The sequence below is a fragment of the Celeribacter sp. genome, from assembly GCF_048259695.1.
Taxonomy (GTDB): Bacteria; Pseudomonadota; Alphaproteobacteria; order Rhodobacterales; family Rhodobacteraceae; genus Celeribacter.
Genome location: NZ_JBLXHL010000003.1, coordinates 289602 through 303356 on the forward strand (window position 1 = coordinate 289602; position 13755 = coordinate 303356).

Here is a 13755-nt window from a genome sequence, read left to right on the forward strand (position 1 = left end):
CCGATATGTTCGACGTTCAAACCATCAGGGCCGATTTTCCGATCCTTGCCCGCCAAGTGAACGGTCAGCCGCTGACCTATCTCGACAATGGCGCTTCGGCGCAAAAGCCACAGGTGGTGATTGACGCGATCACCAAAGCCTACGCGGAGGAATATTCCAACGTTCACCGTGGGTTGCACTTTTTATCCAACCTTGCGACCGACAAATACGAGAGCGTGCGCGCGATTGTACAACGCTTCTTGAACGCAGGGTCCGAGGACGAGATCGTGTTCACATCCGGCACCACCGAGGGCATCAATCTGGTGTCCTATGCGTGGGCGATGCAAAACTTGAGCGCGGGCGACGAGATTTTGCTCTCCACGCTTGAGCACCACGCCAATATTGTCCCGTGGCATTTCTTGCGCGAACGGATGGGCGTGACCCTCAAATGGGTGGACGCGGAGGCCGACGGCTCTTTGGATGCGGGCAAGGTGATCGACGCGATGAGCGCCACCACCAAACTCGTTGCCATCACCCATATGTCCAACGTTACGGGCGCACGGGTTGACGTCAAATCCATCTGTGCGGCGGCCCGTGAGCGTGGCATTGCCTCGCTCGTGGATGGCAGTCAGGCCTCGGTGCACGGACCTGTGGATGTGCAGGATCTGGGCTGTGATTTCTATCCGGTGACGGGCCATAAACTGTATGGGCCAAGCGGGTCTGGCGCGATCTATATCCGGGCCGAACGCATGGCCCAGATGCGCCCCTTTATGGGCGGCGGCGACATGATTGACGTCGTGAGCAAGGACATGATCACCTACAACAAGCCGCCGATGAAGTTCGAGGCCGGCACCCCCGGCATCGTGCAAACCATCGGTATGGGCGTGGCGCTCGATTACCTGATGGGCATCGGGATGGATAACATCGCCGCCTATGAGGCCACACTTGCGACCTATGCCACCGAGCGCCTCCAAGGGCTGAACTGGCTCAACGTTCAGGGGACAAGTGTCGGGAAAGGGGCTATTTTTTCCTTCACGATGGAGGGGGCGCATGCCCATGACCTGTCCACGGTGCTCGACAAAAAGGGCGTCGCGGTGCGTGCGGGACACCACTGCGCACAGCCGTTGATGGAACAATTCGGCGTCTCGGCCACCTGTCGCGCGTCTTTCGCGATGTACAATACCACCGAGGAGGTCGACCGCCTGATCGACGCCTTGGAGCTGTGTCGCGAATTCTTTGCCTAAATGAGATGTCGCGGCGCGTCAAAACGGATTGCGCCGCCGCATCCGGTGTCCTATAGACAGGCCCGTAAGCACCCATAGCTCAGCTGGATAGAGCGCTGCCCTCCGAAGGCAGAGGCCAGAGGTTCGAATCCTCTTGGGTGCACCAATTCCCCCGTTTTTCGCGTTGTGACCCGTTCGAACGCCACGCCATCCCCGCCGTGATCCGGTTTCGGGGCCAATGCGCATTTGAGATAGATCAATGCGGGGCGCTCCGAATAGGCATTCAATAGGGTGAATGTGTTTCGCGCACGATTGCGCTTGTCGTGTGCGATGAGGAGGGCGAAATGCACACACACTGGCGAACAACGGCTCTCATTGTCGGCCTTGCCGCAATGATCGCGACCACAGGCGGGGCGCACGCACAGGATGCGACCACACCTGCCCCGATGGCCTCATGGGCGGGATCCACGGCGGACCACTCCAAATTCGACATTTTGCAAAAACCCTTTGCCAGTGGCCCCGCGGTCACCGAGGCCTGTCTGACCTGCCACACCGAGGCCGATGATCAGGCCATGCATGCGATCCATTTCGAGTGGAGCTTCGAGAACGAGGTCACGGGGCAAACGCTCGGAAAATCCACGGTGATCAATGCGTTTTGCGGCAACGTCGCGGGCAACGAGGCCCGCTGTACCTCATGTCACGCAGGCTACGGGTGGGACGACATGAGCAAACCCGCGCCGCAACAATCCTCTGCGGTGGATTGTCTGGTGTGTCATGACCAATCGGGGCAATACACCAAACTTGCCACGGGCGCGGGGCATCCGCCGCTTGGCGAGGATGTCAAAGGCCAGACCATCACGGGCGAAAAAGCATGGGCGGTGGATCTGATGAAATCGGCGCAAAGCGTCGGTATGCCGGACCGTGACAATTGTGGCCAGTGCCACTTTTATGGCGGCGGTGGCGATAACGTCAAACACGGGGACTTGTCCTCGGCCCTGTATGATCCCGATATCCACACCGATGTGCATATGTCCAAAGACGGGGCCAATATGGTCTGTTCGGATTGCCACGTCGAGGAAGACCACGCATGGGCGGGGTCGCGCTATCTCCTGGATGCCAAGGACGAGATCGGCACCGGCAAACCGGGGGAGCGGCGCGATGCGGCATCATGTGAAAGTTGCCACGGCGTTGAACCGCACCCGATCAATATCAAAGGTGTGAAACTCAACGATCACGTCGACAAAGTGGCATGCCAGACCTGTCATATCCCCTCGTTCGCACGCGGAGGCGTGGCGACCAAAACCGTTTGGGACTGGTCCACAGCCGGTCGGCTGAATGCCGAAGGCAACCCGATTGCCGAGCATAATTTCACCCAAAGCGACGGCACTGAATTGCACACCTACCTGTCGACCAAGGGCGATTTCGAGTGGGGCGAGAACGTCACGCCCTATTACGCATGGTTCAATGGCGCGATCGAATACACCTTGCCCGAACAGACGATTGATCCGAGCCAAGTGGTCGAGATCAACAAGGTTCTCGGCACCGCCGATGGTGATGACAGCCGCATCTGGCCGTTCAAACAGATGATCGGACGTCAGGCCTATGACGCAGGGTTCAATAAACTGGCCTATAGCCACGTCTGGGGGCCCACCACGGACACCGCATTTTGGACCAACTTCGATTGGGGCAAAGCCATCGAGGCGGGCATGACCGCCGCGGGATCGGAATACTCGGGCGAGTTCGGGTTCATCGACACCCATATGTACTGGCCGATCACCCACATGGTCGCCCCTTCGGAGGAGGCCGTGGACTGTGCCGAATGTCATAGTGAAAACGGACGTTTGGCGGGGATCACGGGGGTTGTGATGCCCGGCACGGATGCGGGCAGCCTTGTCGGTAAACTGGGGCGTTTGCTCGTGTTTCTGTCGCTCTTGGGCGTCTTGGGGCACGGGGCCTTACGCCTGATCTCACGCGGGAAATCCACACCCCATTCGGGAGGAATCGAGCTATGACCAAACGTATTGTAAAAGTCTATCCGCGCTTTGAGCGGGCGTGGCACTGGGGTCAGGCGCTGTTGATCGCTGTGCTGATGGTGACGGGGTTGGGTCTCAACGGGGTGCATCATCTGATCCCGTTCGGTCCCGCCGTGATGCTGCATACCATCGCCGCGCTCGTGCTGCTTGTGGTCTGGATATTCGCGACGTTCTGGTTGTTCACAACCGGTGCGTGGAGGCAATTCATCCCGAAAATCGAGGGCCTGTTGGAAACCGCACGCTATTATGCCTACGGGATCTTCAAGGGCGAGGAGGCGCCCTATAAGAAAGAGTTCTGGCGCAAGCATAACCCGCTTCAGGCCGCGACCTATTTCGGCCTCAAGTGGTTTGTGTTCCCCGCAATCTGGGTCTCCGGCATCCTCTATCTGACCTATAATTTCTGGGATAGCGGATCGGATGCCACCCTGATTTTACAGGTGGTGCGCAATATCCACCTGATGGCGGCCTATGTGATTTTTGCCTTTGTCATTGTCCACGTCTACCTGTTGACCACGGGCCACGGGTTCCGCGCCCATGTCAAACCCATGGTGACGGGCTATGACGAGGTGGACCTGACCCCCGCACAGGAAGCCTACCTTGAGGCCAATGAGCCAAGCCGCCTCAAACCCGTCGCCCCCGCCCGATAGGGCGCGAGGTCGGGTCTGCGTCAGGCGGAGACGCGTCAGGCCGTAAAACACTGCAGAACGGGCGGTCGGGGACACACCGGCCGCCCGTTTCATGCTGCTGACGCAGATCACGGTGCCTGATTGCGGGGCGACAAAACGGCGCCTTTATGGGTCGCGTTATGAACGGGAGAGGCCGTCCCAAAGAAAAAGGCACCCGATGGGCGCCTCAACTCTGTCTTTGATACGGATGGGGTGAACCGTGGATGTGTCTTAGCCGTTCCATGTGCGAACGACGCCGCAATCCATGTGAACGAAATTTGAACCGCGGTATTTGCCAACACCACCAGCGGAGCAGCTTTGTGCGGCTTGTGCCATTTGATTGACCGAGCGCGATTTGAGGCGCAGATCGGCGGCTTGCCCTTTGAGGTGGAGCGAATTTTTCGCCACGCCGCTCGAGCGTGAGCGCAGCATGTTATTGGTTTCGGGGGACCGGTAGCCGGACAACAGCATGTAGGGCTCGTTCACGTCCATCAACCCATGAGCGGCGGCCATGATGTCGACGGTCCGTGCGTCGATGGATTTGAGCTTGTCGTTGCGCCAATCGCGCATGAAGTAGGTCACTTCCTTGAGCGCTTCCTGAATGTACTCGCCTTCGATCCAGTAGATCGTGTCCATGCTTTCGCCGGTGCGGCCGGAATACATACGGATGCGCCGGATGTCACCGGACCCGCGCAGGAAACCTGCTGCATTGGCGTAAAGGGGGGCTGCTGAAAGGGTAGCTGCTGCGAAGCCGCGCAAAACACCGCGCCGCGAAATCACGTTAGAACCTGTCTTCGTCATATCTAATAGCGTCCCGTCGCTTACCTTAGTCCCGCCTCATGCGGTTGCATTCTACTGCGCCGCTTATTGCGACATTCTTAACCTTGTTTCCCGCCGCCACCTTGATCCGCATCAGAAAATGCGAAAAACTTTGACCTTGGCGGGAACCGACATGGCAGTGTCAGCGTTTCCCTTACGGTGCTGCGCGTTTGCGTCTCGAACCGTGCGGACCTTATGGCACGAAGTGATTCTTCAACCAAGCGCCAGTTTCCCTTCCGGCTTTAAAACGCCCTAAATCGGCAGGATTTTGCGCATTTGGTGTGCGCGGACGGGCAATGCTGTGGCCGAAATTGGGCAAATAAAACTGGTTTTTCAGTGTGTTAGGCGATGTGGCGAGGGAGGGGGCGAGCCGGCGTCGCCTTGATGCCGTCCGCCCCCGCGGCCGCTACGCCACCCCCGGGGCCGCCTCATGTCACCCTCGGGGCCACCTATGGGACGCATTCTGTGTCCAAAGGGACAGCATCACGAGGATGTTGGGGAAATGTGCGCGGATCACCCTTCACGCGGGTGGGGGTTTTCGGCTAGGCTGACCCGAACTGCTATTATAGTTACTGCTGACATTTTTTGGGGGCTCATAAATGGTTCTGTTTCCGGTCATCCGGTCTGGTGGGGCGCACGGCGCGTACCGGACAGGTAAAATTGCAAAGGCACTGCGTGTGCTCATGGCGCTGACGCTGCTGTCCACGGCGGTTGCCCCCGTGGGCGCGTCCGCCCAACAGGTCACGGCGCTGATGCAATCCATCGCCGAAGCGGCGTCGAAATCGCAAGATCTCTCGGCCTTCTATCGTGCGACAGGGTACAAACCTGTGTTTGCCGACGATTCATCACGCGCCAAAACCCGCCGCGTGGCCTTGGTCAAGGCGCTCAATGATGCGCCTGCGCACGGCTTGGCCCCCTATGACACCACGCTGTTGGAAGCCAACCTGCGCTCGATCAAATCGGATCGCGATCTGGGCCGTGCCGAAGTGCAAATGGCGCAGATGTTCCTCGATTATGCCCGCGACATGCAAACAGGCCAGTTGATCCCGTCCCGCATCGATAGCGGCATTGTCCGTCAGGTGCCGTACCGCGATGGCGTCGATCTGTTGACCAACTTTACCAAATCGAACCCTGCGGGCTATCTGCGCAAACTGATCCCTGCGGCGCCTGAATACGCGCGGCTGCTCAAAGAGAAGGCCAAGCTTGAAAAAACGCTCGGCGCGGGCGGTTGGGGCCAAAAGGTTCCCGGTGGAAAGTATGAACCCGGGGCCTCTGGAAACGGTGTGGTCATTTTGCGTAATCGTTTGATTTCCATGGGGTATCTTCCACGTTCTGCGGCGGCGACCTATGATGGCGCAATGCAAAAAGCCGTGCAGCAGTTCCAGTTGCGTCACGGTTTGGCCGCTGATGGTGTTGCCGGTGCCGGTACAATCGCAGAGATCAACGTCGAGCCCGCCGAACGTCTGACATCGGTCCTTGTGGCACTGGAGCGTGAGCGGTGGATGAACATGCCGCTCGGCAAGCGCCACATCCTGGTCAACATCACGGATTTTACCGCGAAAATCGTCGATAATGACCGCGTGACCTTTTCCACCCGTTCGGTTGTCGGCGCAACCCAAGGCGACCGCCGCACCCCCGAATTCTCCGATGTGATGGAGCATTTGGTGATCAACCCGACGTGGAACGTGCCGCGCTCGATCGCGACCAAAGAGTATCTGCCGCTTCTGCAAAAGAACGCCAATGCGGCGGGACATTTGCGCGTGGTGGACAGCCGTGGCCGGACCGTGCCGCGCTCGTCGGTGAACTTTAACGCCTATTCGGCGAGCACCTTCCCGTTTGCGTTGAAACAGCCGCCGTCGGATGGCAACGCGCTTGGTCTGGTGAAATTCATCTTTCCGAACAAATACAATATCTACCTGCATGACACGCCCGCAAAGTCGCTGTTCGGGCGGGAAACCCGTGCCTTCAGCCACGGCTGTATCCGTCTGCACCAACCGTTCGAATTTGCCTATGAGTTGCTGTCCAAACAGACATCCGACCCCGAGGGCCTGTTCCACGCGCGTCTGAAAACGGGTATCGAAAGCGTGGTGCCACTGGAGGTTCAGGTTCCTGTGCATATTGACTACCGCACGGCCATCGCGGTCCCGAACGGCGGTATGGAATACCGGCGCGATGTATACGGGCGCGATGGTAAAATCTGGGCGGCGCTGCAAAAAGAGGGCGTGCAGCTGCGGGCTGTTGGCGGCTAACCCCGCGTCGAGACGACTGCATGAGGGCGTCCCGTTCGGGGCGCCCTTTTCATTTGCGGTCTGGTGGGGGCGAACGGGGCATAAGAGCACCGTGAGGGTGGCCCCGCATGTGGCCGTGCCGCGATGACACCGTGCGCCACATCTTTCCAAAACCCGCCAAACCCCTTATGTCCTTGGCAAGACTAGATCTGGAGACGCTATGACACGGTCCATCACCATCGCCGATTTGGCACAACAGCTTGGCGCACCTTTTGGCGGCAATGGCGATCTGTGCGTGACGCGGGCCTGTGAGCCGCGCGATGCAGGGGCGGGGGATCTGGCCCTTGCGATGGATCCGCGCTTTGGCGAGAGCCTCAAGGACGGGTCGGCCAGGGCGGCGGTGCTTTGGGCGGATGCCGATTGGCAGGCGCTCGGGCTTGAGGCCGCTATTCTGGTCGGGCGCGGGCGTTTGGCGATGGCGGGGATCACGGCGGCCTTTGACGCGGGTGTCGGGCTTGAGGATGGCATTCATCCTACGGCGGTGATCCATGACAGCGCACAGATCGGATCAGGGGCCACCATTGGCCCGCTCGTGGTGATCGGTGCGGGCGCCACCGTGGGGGCCGCGGCCAAAATCGCGCCCCACGTGTCCATCGGCGCAGGCGTGACGATCGGCGATAACGCCCTGATCCATGCCGGTGTTAAAATCGGCGCACAGGCCCGCATTGGCGACCGCGTGATTGTTCAGGCGGGTGCGGTGATCGGCGCGGACGGGTTTTCGTTTGTGACGGTGGAGAAAAGCCACGTCGAAGAGGCGCGTGAAAGCCTCGGTGCGGCGGTGGCGGCACAGGGTCAGGCATGGCAGCGGATCGCCTCGATCGGCGGTGTGGTGATCGGCGATGACGTCGAGATCGGCGCGAATGTCACGATTGATCAGGGGACTATTCGGGCGACCCGGATCGGCAACGGCTGTAAGCTCGATAATCAGGTGCATATCGGCCATAACGTTGTCATTGGCGACCACTGTTTGCTGTGTGGTCAGGTCGGGATTGCGGGCTCGACCGTGGTTGGTGATTATGTCGTCATGGGCGGACAAGCGGGGGCGGCCGATAACCTCTCGATCGGATCGGGGGCCATTATCGGCGCGGGCTCGGGCGTCTTGTCCAACGTGCCCAAAGGGCGCTCGATGATGGGCTATCCGGCGGTGGCGATGCAAACCCATGTCGAGATGTACAAGGCGCTGCGCCGTTTGCCGCGCCTGTTGGCCAGGCTTGCGGGCAAAGACTGACCCTGCGGCCTCGTGTGCGTAAGCCGTAGCGTTACATGCGCGCGTTACAAAAACCTGTTTAAAAACGGGCCGAGACAGACTAAATCAAACGCAAGTTTCAAGACCGGAGGCGTCAATGTCGCAAGATGTGAAAACACAGATCATCGAGATCATCGCGGAACAGGCCGTTCTGGAGCCGTCTGACGTGTCGATGGATCAATCTCTGGCCGATCTCGGGATTGACAGCCTCGGCCTTGTGGAAAGCATTTTTGCCATTGAGGAAGCGTTTGATATCTCGGTGCCGTTCAATGCCAACGAACCCGAGCAATCCGATTTTGATATTTCCTCCGTTGCCTCCATCGTCGCCGCCGTCACTGATCTGATCAAAGATCAAACGGCATGAGACGGGTCGCCATCACGGGGGCGGGGACGGTCAATGCGCTTGGCCTTGATGTCGACGCGACCCTTGCGGCGATGCGCGAGGGTAAATGCGGCATTTCGGAGCTGAACTTTCGTGATGTCGACCGTTTGGCGATTAAAATCGGCGGTCAAATCCATGATTGGGACGCCGAGGGACGGTTCAACCGTCAACAAATGGCCCTTTACGACCGGTTCACCCAGTTTACCCTTGTGGCCGCCAAAGAGGCGATTGGCCAATCGGGTCTGGAATTCGCGGGTGAGCTTGCCGCGCGGTCCGGTGTTATTCTGGGCACCTCGGGCGGTGGCCTGACCACGCAAGACGACAATTACCGCATGGTCTACGAAGAGGGCAAAAACCGCGTTCACCCCTTTGTCGTGCCAAAGCTGATGAACAACGCGGGCTGCTCGCACGTCAGCATGGAATACAATCTCAAAGGCCCGTCCTTTACCGTGGCCACGGCCTGTGCCTCGTCCAACCACGCCATGGGTCAAGCGTTCAACATGATCCGCTGTGGCATGGCGACGGCGATGGTGACGGGCGGGTCTGAATCCATGCTGTGCTTTGGCGGCGTGAAAGCATGGGAAGGGTTGCGCGTCATGTCGAAAGACGCCTGTCGGCCGTTCTCGCTCAACCGCAACGGCATGGTACAGGGCGAGGGTGCTGCGGTGTTTGTGTTCGAGGACTACGAGCACGCGCAAAAACGTGGTGCGGTGATCCTTGCCGAGGTGATCGGCTTTGCCATGACCTCGGACGCCTCCGATATTGTGATGCCCTCCAAACAGGGCGCGGCCCGCGCCATCGCAGGTGCGATGCACGACGCCAGGGTCAACCCCGAAGAGGTCGGCTATATCAATGCCCATGGCACCGGCACGGCGGCCAACGATAAAACCGAATGCGCCGCGGTGGCCGATGCGCTTGGCCATCATGCCGATAACATTATGATTTCCTCCACCAAATCCATGCACGGCCACCTGATTGGCGGCACGGGGGCGGTGGAATTGCTGGCCTGTATCATGGCGCTGAGGGACGGGGTGATTGCCCCGACCATCAATTACGAAGAACCCGATCCCGAATGCGCGCTTGACGTGGTGCCCAACGAGGCGCGCGATGCATCGGTCGATGTGGTGCTGTCCAACGCCTTTGCCTTTGGGGGGTTGAACGCGGTGATGGCGCTGCGCAAGGCAAGTTAAGTTTACGCCCTAAAGCCATGTTATGGAACGAAAAACGCCGCCCCTGTGAGGGCGGCGTTTTCAATAGGGTCGGCGCGAGGGTCGGCGCGTTCGCTTATTCGGCGTTGATCTTTGCCACGGCCTCGTAGGCGGCGGTAAATCCCGTCAGCGAGGCGGTCAGTTCAACGATCTTGCCCTCGGGCGCCCCCATGGGGGCCAATGTCACTTTTGCGCTTGAACCGGCTTTGAAGGCTGCGATTTCTTCGGCGGTGAAACCAACGCGGGAGAAACACCCGATCTGGTTACAAAATGCAAAGGGGTAGCGCTTGGCCTGACCGCTATCAATCGCAAGGGTGATCCCGGACTGAAGTGCGGTTTCGAGCGGGGCCACCATTGTCCCGCCTGCGACAGCTTTTTGACCGTCGGGCAGTTTGAACATGGTGAGTTCGGAGACCTGATTGCCCTGTTCGTCGAGCAGCAGTTGATACATGGTGCAGGGGTCTTTTTGACCCTCCGGCATTTTGACACAGCGGACTTCCCAATCGCCGTGAACCTCGGCGGTGTAGGTTTTGCCGATATTCGACTCTGCTGTTTCGGCGGGCTGTGCGGCGGCGTCTGTGGCAGGGGCCGCGGCATCCGCTTCGGTTGCGGGGGCCACTTGTTCGACAGGGTCGGCCTCGGGTGTCGCCTCTTGTGCAAAGGTTGGAGCCGCGGCGGTGCCAACGAGAAGGGCAGCAAGACCGGCAGAGCGGGCGACTGTAAGAACCGATTGGGACATACGTACCATTTGGATGTGTAACTCCTGTATTTTGTTACGCGGTTTCTAACACGGCTTCGGGGGGCTGTCAGGCGTGAAATGGCGTGAAATCACACGACTAGCGGTTTATTGCGGACGCAAATCCGTGAACGGTTTGTGATCTGTAACGGCGGGGTTGCGGGGCGCACAGACCGGCGGGCGCAGAGATTGGCGGGCGCACAGGCAGGCGGGGCGGCGCCAAAAGAAAAAGCTCCGGCACTGCCGAAGCTCTTTCCTGATCTGGTGATCAATTCTTCTCCCCGTCGGACTTGGCCGACTTATGCGCAAACGCTAAGAGGATCGCGGAGGCAGGTCAACGGTTTTTTTGTTAATGCCGGATGCGCCGCGAGGCGGCGATAGCAGGACGGGACGAAAAAAAAGCCGCGTGATAAATCACGCGGCCAGTCTGACAGGGAGGAAGTCAATCCAAACAGGGAGGTGTTTGGATGTACTAAGACTGGCAGGGAGTGGTTAACATTGTATTGTAGCAACGAACGTATTGAAATTGCCCCTAAAGTTTCGGGGAATCAGGAAAGCGCGGAGAATCGTAGGCATGGTCGGGATCACGGAAAGCATTTTTGCAGGCGGCGGCGGTGAGGGGTATAGCGATGCCCAGGAGTTGTTGTTGAAATACGGCAACCGCCACGGATTGATCGCGGGCGCGACCGGCACCGGTAAAACCGTGACGCTGCAAATCCTCGCCGAAGGATTTTCGGCGGCGGGCGTGCCTGTGTTCCTGTCGGACGTCAAAGGCGACCTGTCGGGTCTGGGCCGTGCGGGCAGCGCGGCGTTCAAGTTGCATGATGCCTTTATGTCGCGCGCTGAAACCATCGGCTTTGCCGACCGCTATACCTACGACAAGTTCCCCGTCACGTTTTGGGATCTCTACGGCGAACAGGGCCACCCGATCCGCACCACGGTTGCCGAAATGGGGCCACTGCTGTTGAGCCAGTTGTTGCAACTGACCGAGGCGCAAGAGGGCGTGCTCAACATCGCGTTTCGCGTTTCCGACGAACAGGGTCTGCCGCTTTTGGACCTCAAAGACCTGCAAGCCTTGTTGGTCTGGGTCGGTGAAAACGCCGACACGCTGTCGCTGCGCTACGGCAACGTGTCCTCCACCTCGGTGGGCGCGATCCAGCGCGCGCTTTTGGTGCTTGAGAACCAGGGGGGCTATAACCTGTTCGGGGAGCCCGCGTTGGAATTGGCCGATATGATGCGCACCGACACCGACGGGCGCGGGCGGATTTCCATTCTGGCCTCCGATAAACTGATGGCCTCGCCGAAACTCTACGCCACCTTCCTGCTGTGGTTGCTCTCCGAGTTGTTCGAGGAACTGCCCGAGGTCGGCAACCCCGACAAGCCCAAGCTCGTGTTCTTCTTTGACGAGGCGCACCTGTTGTTCGACGATGCGCCCAAGGCACTTGTGAACAAGGTCGAGCAAGTGGCGCGTCTCATCCGTTCCAAAGGGGTCGGCGTCTATTTCGTCACGCAAAACCCCGATGACGTGCCAGAGGACATTCTGGGTCAGTTGGGCAACCGCGTGCAACACGCGCTGCGCGCCTTTACCGCCCGCGATCAAAAGGCGCTGCGCATGGCCGCCGAAACCTACCGCGCCAATCCGCGGTTCGACATCGAAGAGGCGATCAAATCGGTCGGCACGGGCGAGGCGGTCACCTCGTTTCTCGTGGCCAAAGGTGCGCCGGGCATTGCCGAGAAAACCCTGATCCGCCCACCGTCAAGCCAGTTGGGGCCGATCACCAAGGCCGAGCGTCAGGCGCTGATCGACAGCTCGCCGATTGCGGGCAAGTATGAGGCCAAACTCGACCGTGAAAGCGCGTTTGAAATGTTGACCAAACGGGCGGACGCCGCCGCCAAAGAGGCCGAGGCCGCCGAAGCCGCCGAGGAGGCTGCCGAATTGGCCGCGCAACAGGCCAAAGAGGACGACAAACGCCGCAAGGAATTGGAGCGCGAATTTTCCAAGGCACGCCGCTACGAGACAAAGGACTACGGCCGCTCCACTTCGCGCCGCACGACCAAGGACAGCGGGGTCGCCGCAACCGTGACCAATCTGGTGCTCAAGGAACTCAAAGGCACCACCGGACGGCGCATTGTGCGTGGCATTCTGGGCGGTTTGTTCAAGGGGCGTTGATCCGCGTGACTGACACAATGATAAAACGCGCGCCATGATCCCGTGGCGCGCGTTTATATTTGGTTGAGGCACCGTGGGTTAGGTTGAAACGCTTCAGGTGTTGACGTCGCAAAAGGTGACATGTTGCGCGTGACATCCGGCTAACCGTATCCCGTATAGCAGGCGCGTATCTTACAGCACGTTGAACAGCTTGGTCAGGCGGGCGGCTTCATCGGCGACACCCCACGGGGCGTTGATGATGAACATGCCCGACCCGTGCATTCCGTGGCCCTTTTGCGCGGGGCGGAACCGCACCTCGTGGTGCAGGCATTTCGGGAAATTGGCGCGTTTCATCCCGTCGACAAGCGGCAAATGTGTGCCGTTTTTGAGCACGGGATACCACAGCGCGATGATGCCGACGTTCCATTTGCGGTGCAGCTTGTAGATCTGCGACGGGAAATCCGCGAATTCGGTTTTGACCTCGTAAGACGGATCAATCAGCATCAACCCGCGGCGCGGATCGGGCGGACAGATCGATTGCGCGAACTGCATCCCGTCTTGGTGTTTGAGGTGCAGACCCGCCATCGAGGGCGAGGCGGCGGTGGCCTCGGTCAGGTGGGCGAACTCTTGCGGGTGCAATTCCGCCAGATGCAGCTGATCGGTCGGGCGCAGCAAGGCCTGTGCAATCGCGGGCGAACCGGGGTACATCGTTGCGCCGTGGGTCTTGGCGATGGCGCGGCGCGCACGGGCATAGGGGTGGTCGCCCTTGAACCATTGTCCGACCTTTTCGATGCCCTGTGCGGCCTCGCCGGTCTTTTGCGATTGCTCCCCCGACAGATCGTAAAGGCCGCGCCCCGCGTGGGTCTCGATATAGCTCACAGGTTTATCTTTTTGCGTCATGTAGTCGAGCATGGTGGCCAAAAGTGCGTGTTTTTGCACATCCGCGAGATTGCCCGCGTGAAAGCCGTGTTGGTAGGAAAGCATGGGATGTCCTTCGGGCGAGTGCCGTTTGGGGTGAGGGTGCGCG

The 13755-nt window shown here is 59.6% G+C and carries 11 protein-coding genes and 1 tRNA gene; 9 read left to right on the forward strand and 3 right to left on the reverse strand.

The window, feature by feature from the left end:
* Positions 1-5: 5 nt before the first annotated feature.
* The 4 genes from ACN0Q0_RS07265 (at position 6) to ACN0Q0_RS07280 (ending at position 3882) form a co-directional block, all read left to right on the forward strand.
* A complete protein-coding gene (locus ACN0Q0_RS07265) occupies positions 6-1223 on the forward strand; it encodes a cysteine desulfurase (RefSeq protein WP_417242718.1) in 1218 nt (405 codons plus the stop codon).
* A 68-nt stretch (positions 1224-1291) separates the two neighbouring features.
* Positions 1292-1368 (forward strand) — tRNA-Arg (locus ACN0Q0_RS07270).
* A 178-nt stretch (positions 1369-1546) separates the two neighbouring features.
* Complete coding sequence (locus tag ACN0Q0_RS07275; RefSeq protein WP_417242719.1) at positions 1547-3214, forward strand: tetrathionate reductase family octaheme c-type cytochrome; 1668 nt, start codon at positions 1547-1549, stop codon at positions 3212-3214.
* A complete protein-coding gene (locus ACN0Q0_RS07280; protein ID WP_417242720.1) occupies positions 3211-3882 on the forward strand; it encodes a cytochrome b/b6 domain-containing protein in 672 nt (223 codons plus the stop codon). The genes ACN0Q0_RS07275 and ACN0Q0_RS07280 overlap by 4 nt, the downstream gene beginning before the upstream one ends.
* 249 nt (positions 3883-4131) lie before the next feature.
* Here the strand turns inward: ACN0Q0_RS07280 and ACN0Q0_RS07285 are convergent, their stop codons facing one another.
* Positions 4132-4701, reverse strand: a complete 570-nt coding sequence (locus tag ACN0Q0_RS07285) for a YcbK family protein (protein WP_417242721.1) — start codon at positions 4699-4701, stop codon at positions 4132-4134.
* Positions 4702-5318: 617 nt separating this feature from the next.
* On the opposite strand from ACN0Q0_RS07285, the gene ACN0Q0_RS07290 reads away from it, so the two are divergent.
* The 4 genes from ACN0Q0_RS07290 to ACN0Q0_RS07305 all read left to right on the forward strand — a co-directional run bounded on the left by ACN0Q0_RS07290 (position 5319) and on the right by ACN0Q0_RS07305 (position 9825).
* A complete protein-coding gene (locus tag ACN0Q0_RS07290) occupies positions 5319-6968 on the forward strand; it encodes a L,D-transpeptidase family protein (RefSeq protein ID WP_417242722.1) in 1650 nt (549 codons plus the stop codon).
* A 199-nt stretch (positions 6969-7167) separates the two neighbouring features.
* Positions 7168-8235, forward strand: coding sequence for a UDP-3-O-(3-hydroxymyristoyl)glucosamine N-acyltransferase (gene lpxD, locus ACN0Q0_RS07295; RefSeq protein WP_417242723.1), 1068 nt, complete (start codon positions 7168-7170; stop codon positions 8233-8235).
* Positions 8236-8350: 115 nt separating this feature from the next.
* Entirely contained in the window at positions 8351-8617 is a 267-nt protein-coding gene (locus tag ACN0Q0_RS07300; protein WP_417242724.1) for an acyl carrier protein, read from the forward strand.
* Positions 8614-9825, forward strand: a complete 1212-nt coding sequence (locus ACN0Q0_RS07305; protein WP_417242725.1) for a beta-ketoacyl-[acyl-carrier-protein] synthase family protein — start codon at positions 8614-8616, stop codon at positions 9823-9825. Before ACN0Q0_RS07300 ends, ACN0Q0_RS07305 begins: the two co-directional genes overlap by 4 nt.
* 94 nt (positions 9826-9919) lie before the next feature.
* On the opposite strand, the gene ACN0Q0_RS07310 is transcribed toward ACN0Q0_RS07305, so the two are convergent.
* Positions 9920-10591 carry an invasion associated locus B family protein gene (locus ACN0Q0_RS07310; protein WP_417242726.1) on the reverse strand — a complete coding sequence of 224 codons (672 nt, stop codon included), beginning with the start codon at positions 10589-10591 and terminating at the stop codon, positions 9920-9922.
* Positions 10592-11153: 562 nt separating this feature from the next.
* On the opposite strand from ACN0Q0_RS07310, the gene ACN0Q0_RS07315 reads away from it, so the two are divergent.
* The gene (locus ACN0Q0_RS07315) at positions 11154-12749 is read left to right on the forward strand and encodes a helicase HerA-like domain-containing protein (RefSeq protein WP_417242727.1); all 1596 of its coding nucleotides are present in this window, start codon (positions 11154-11156) and stop codon (positions 12747-12749) included.
* A 171-nt stretch (positions 12750-12920) separates the two neighbouring features.
* Here ACN0Q0_RS07315 and ACN0Q0_RS07320 read toward each other — a convergent pair whose 3' ends face one another.
* Positions 12921-13712: a 23S rRNA (adenine(2030)-N(6))-methyltransferase RlmJ gene (locus tag ACN0Q0_RS07320; RefSeq protein WP_417242728.1), complete on the reverse strand. Its 792-nt coding sequence runs from the start codon at positions 13710-13712 to the stop codon at positions 12921-12923.
* Positions 13713-13755: the final 43 nt, after the last annotated feature.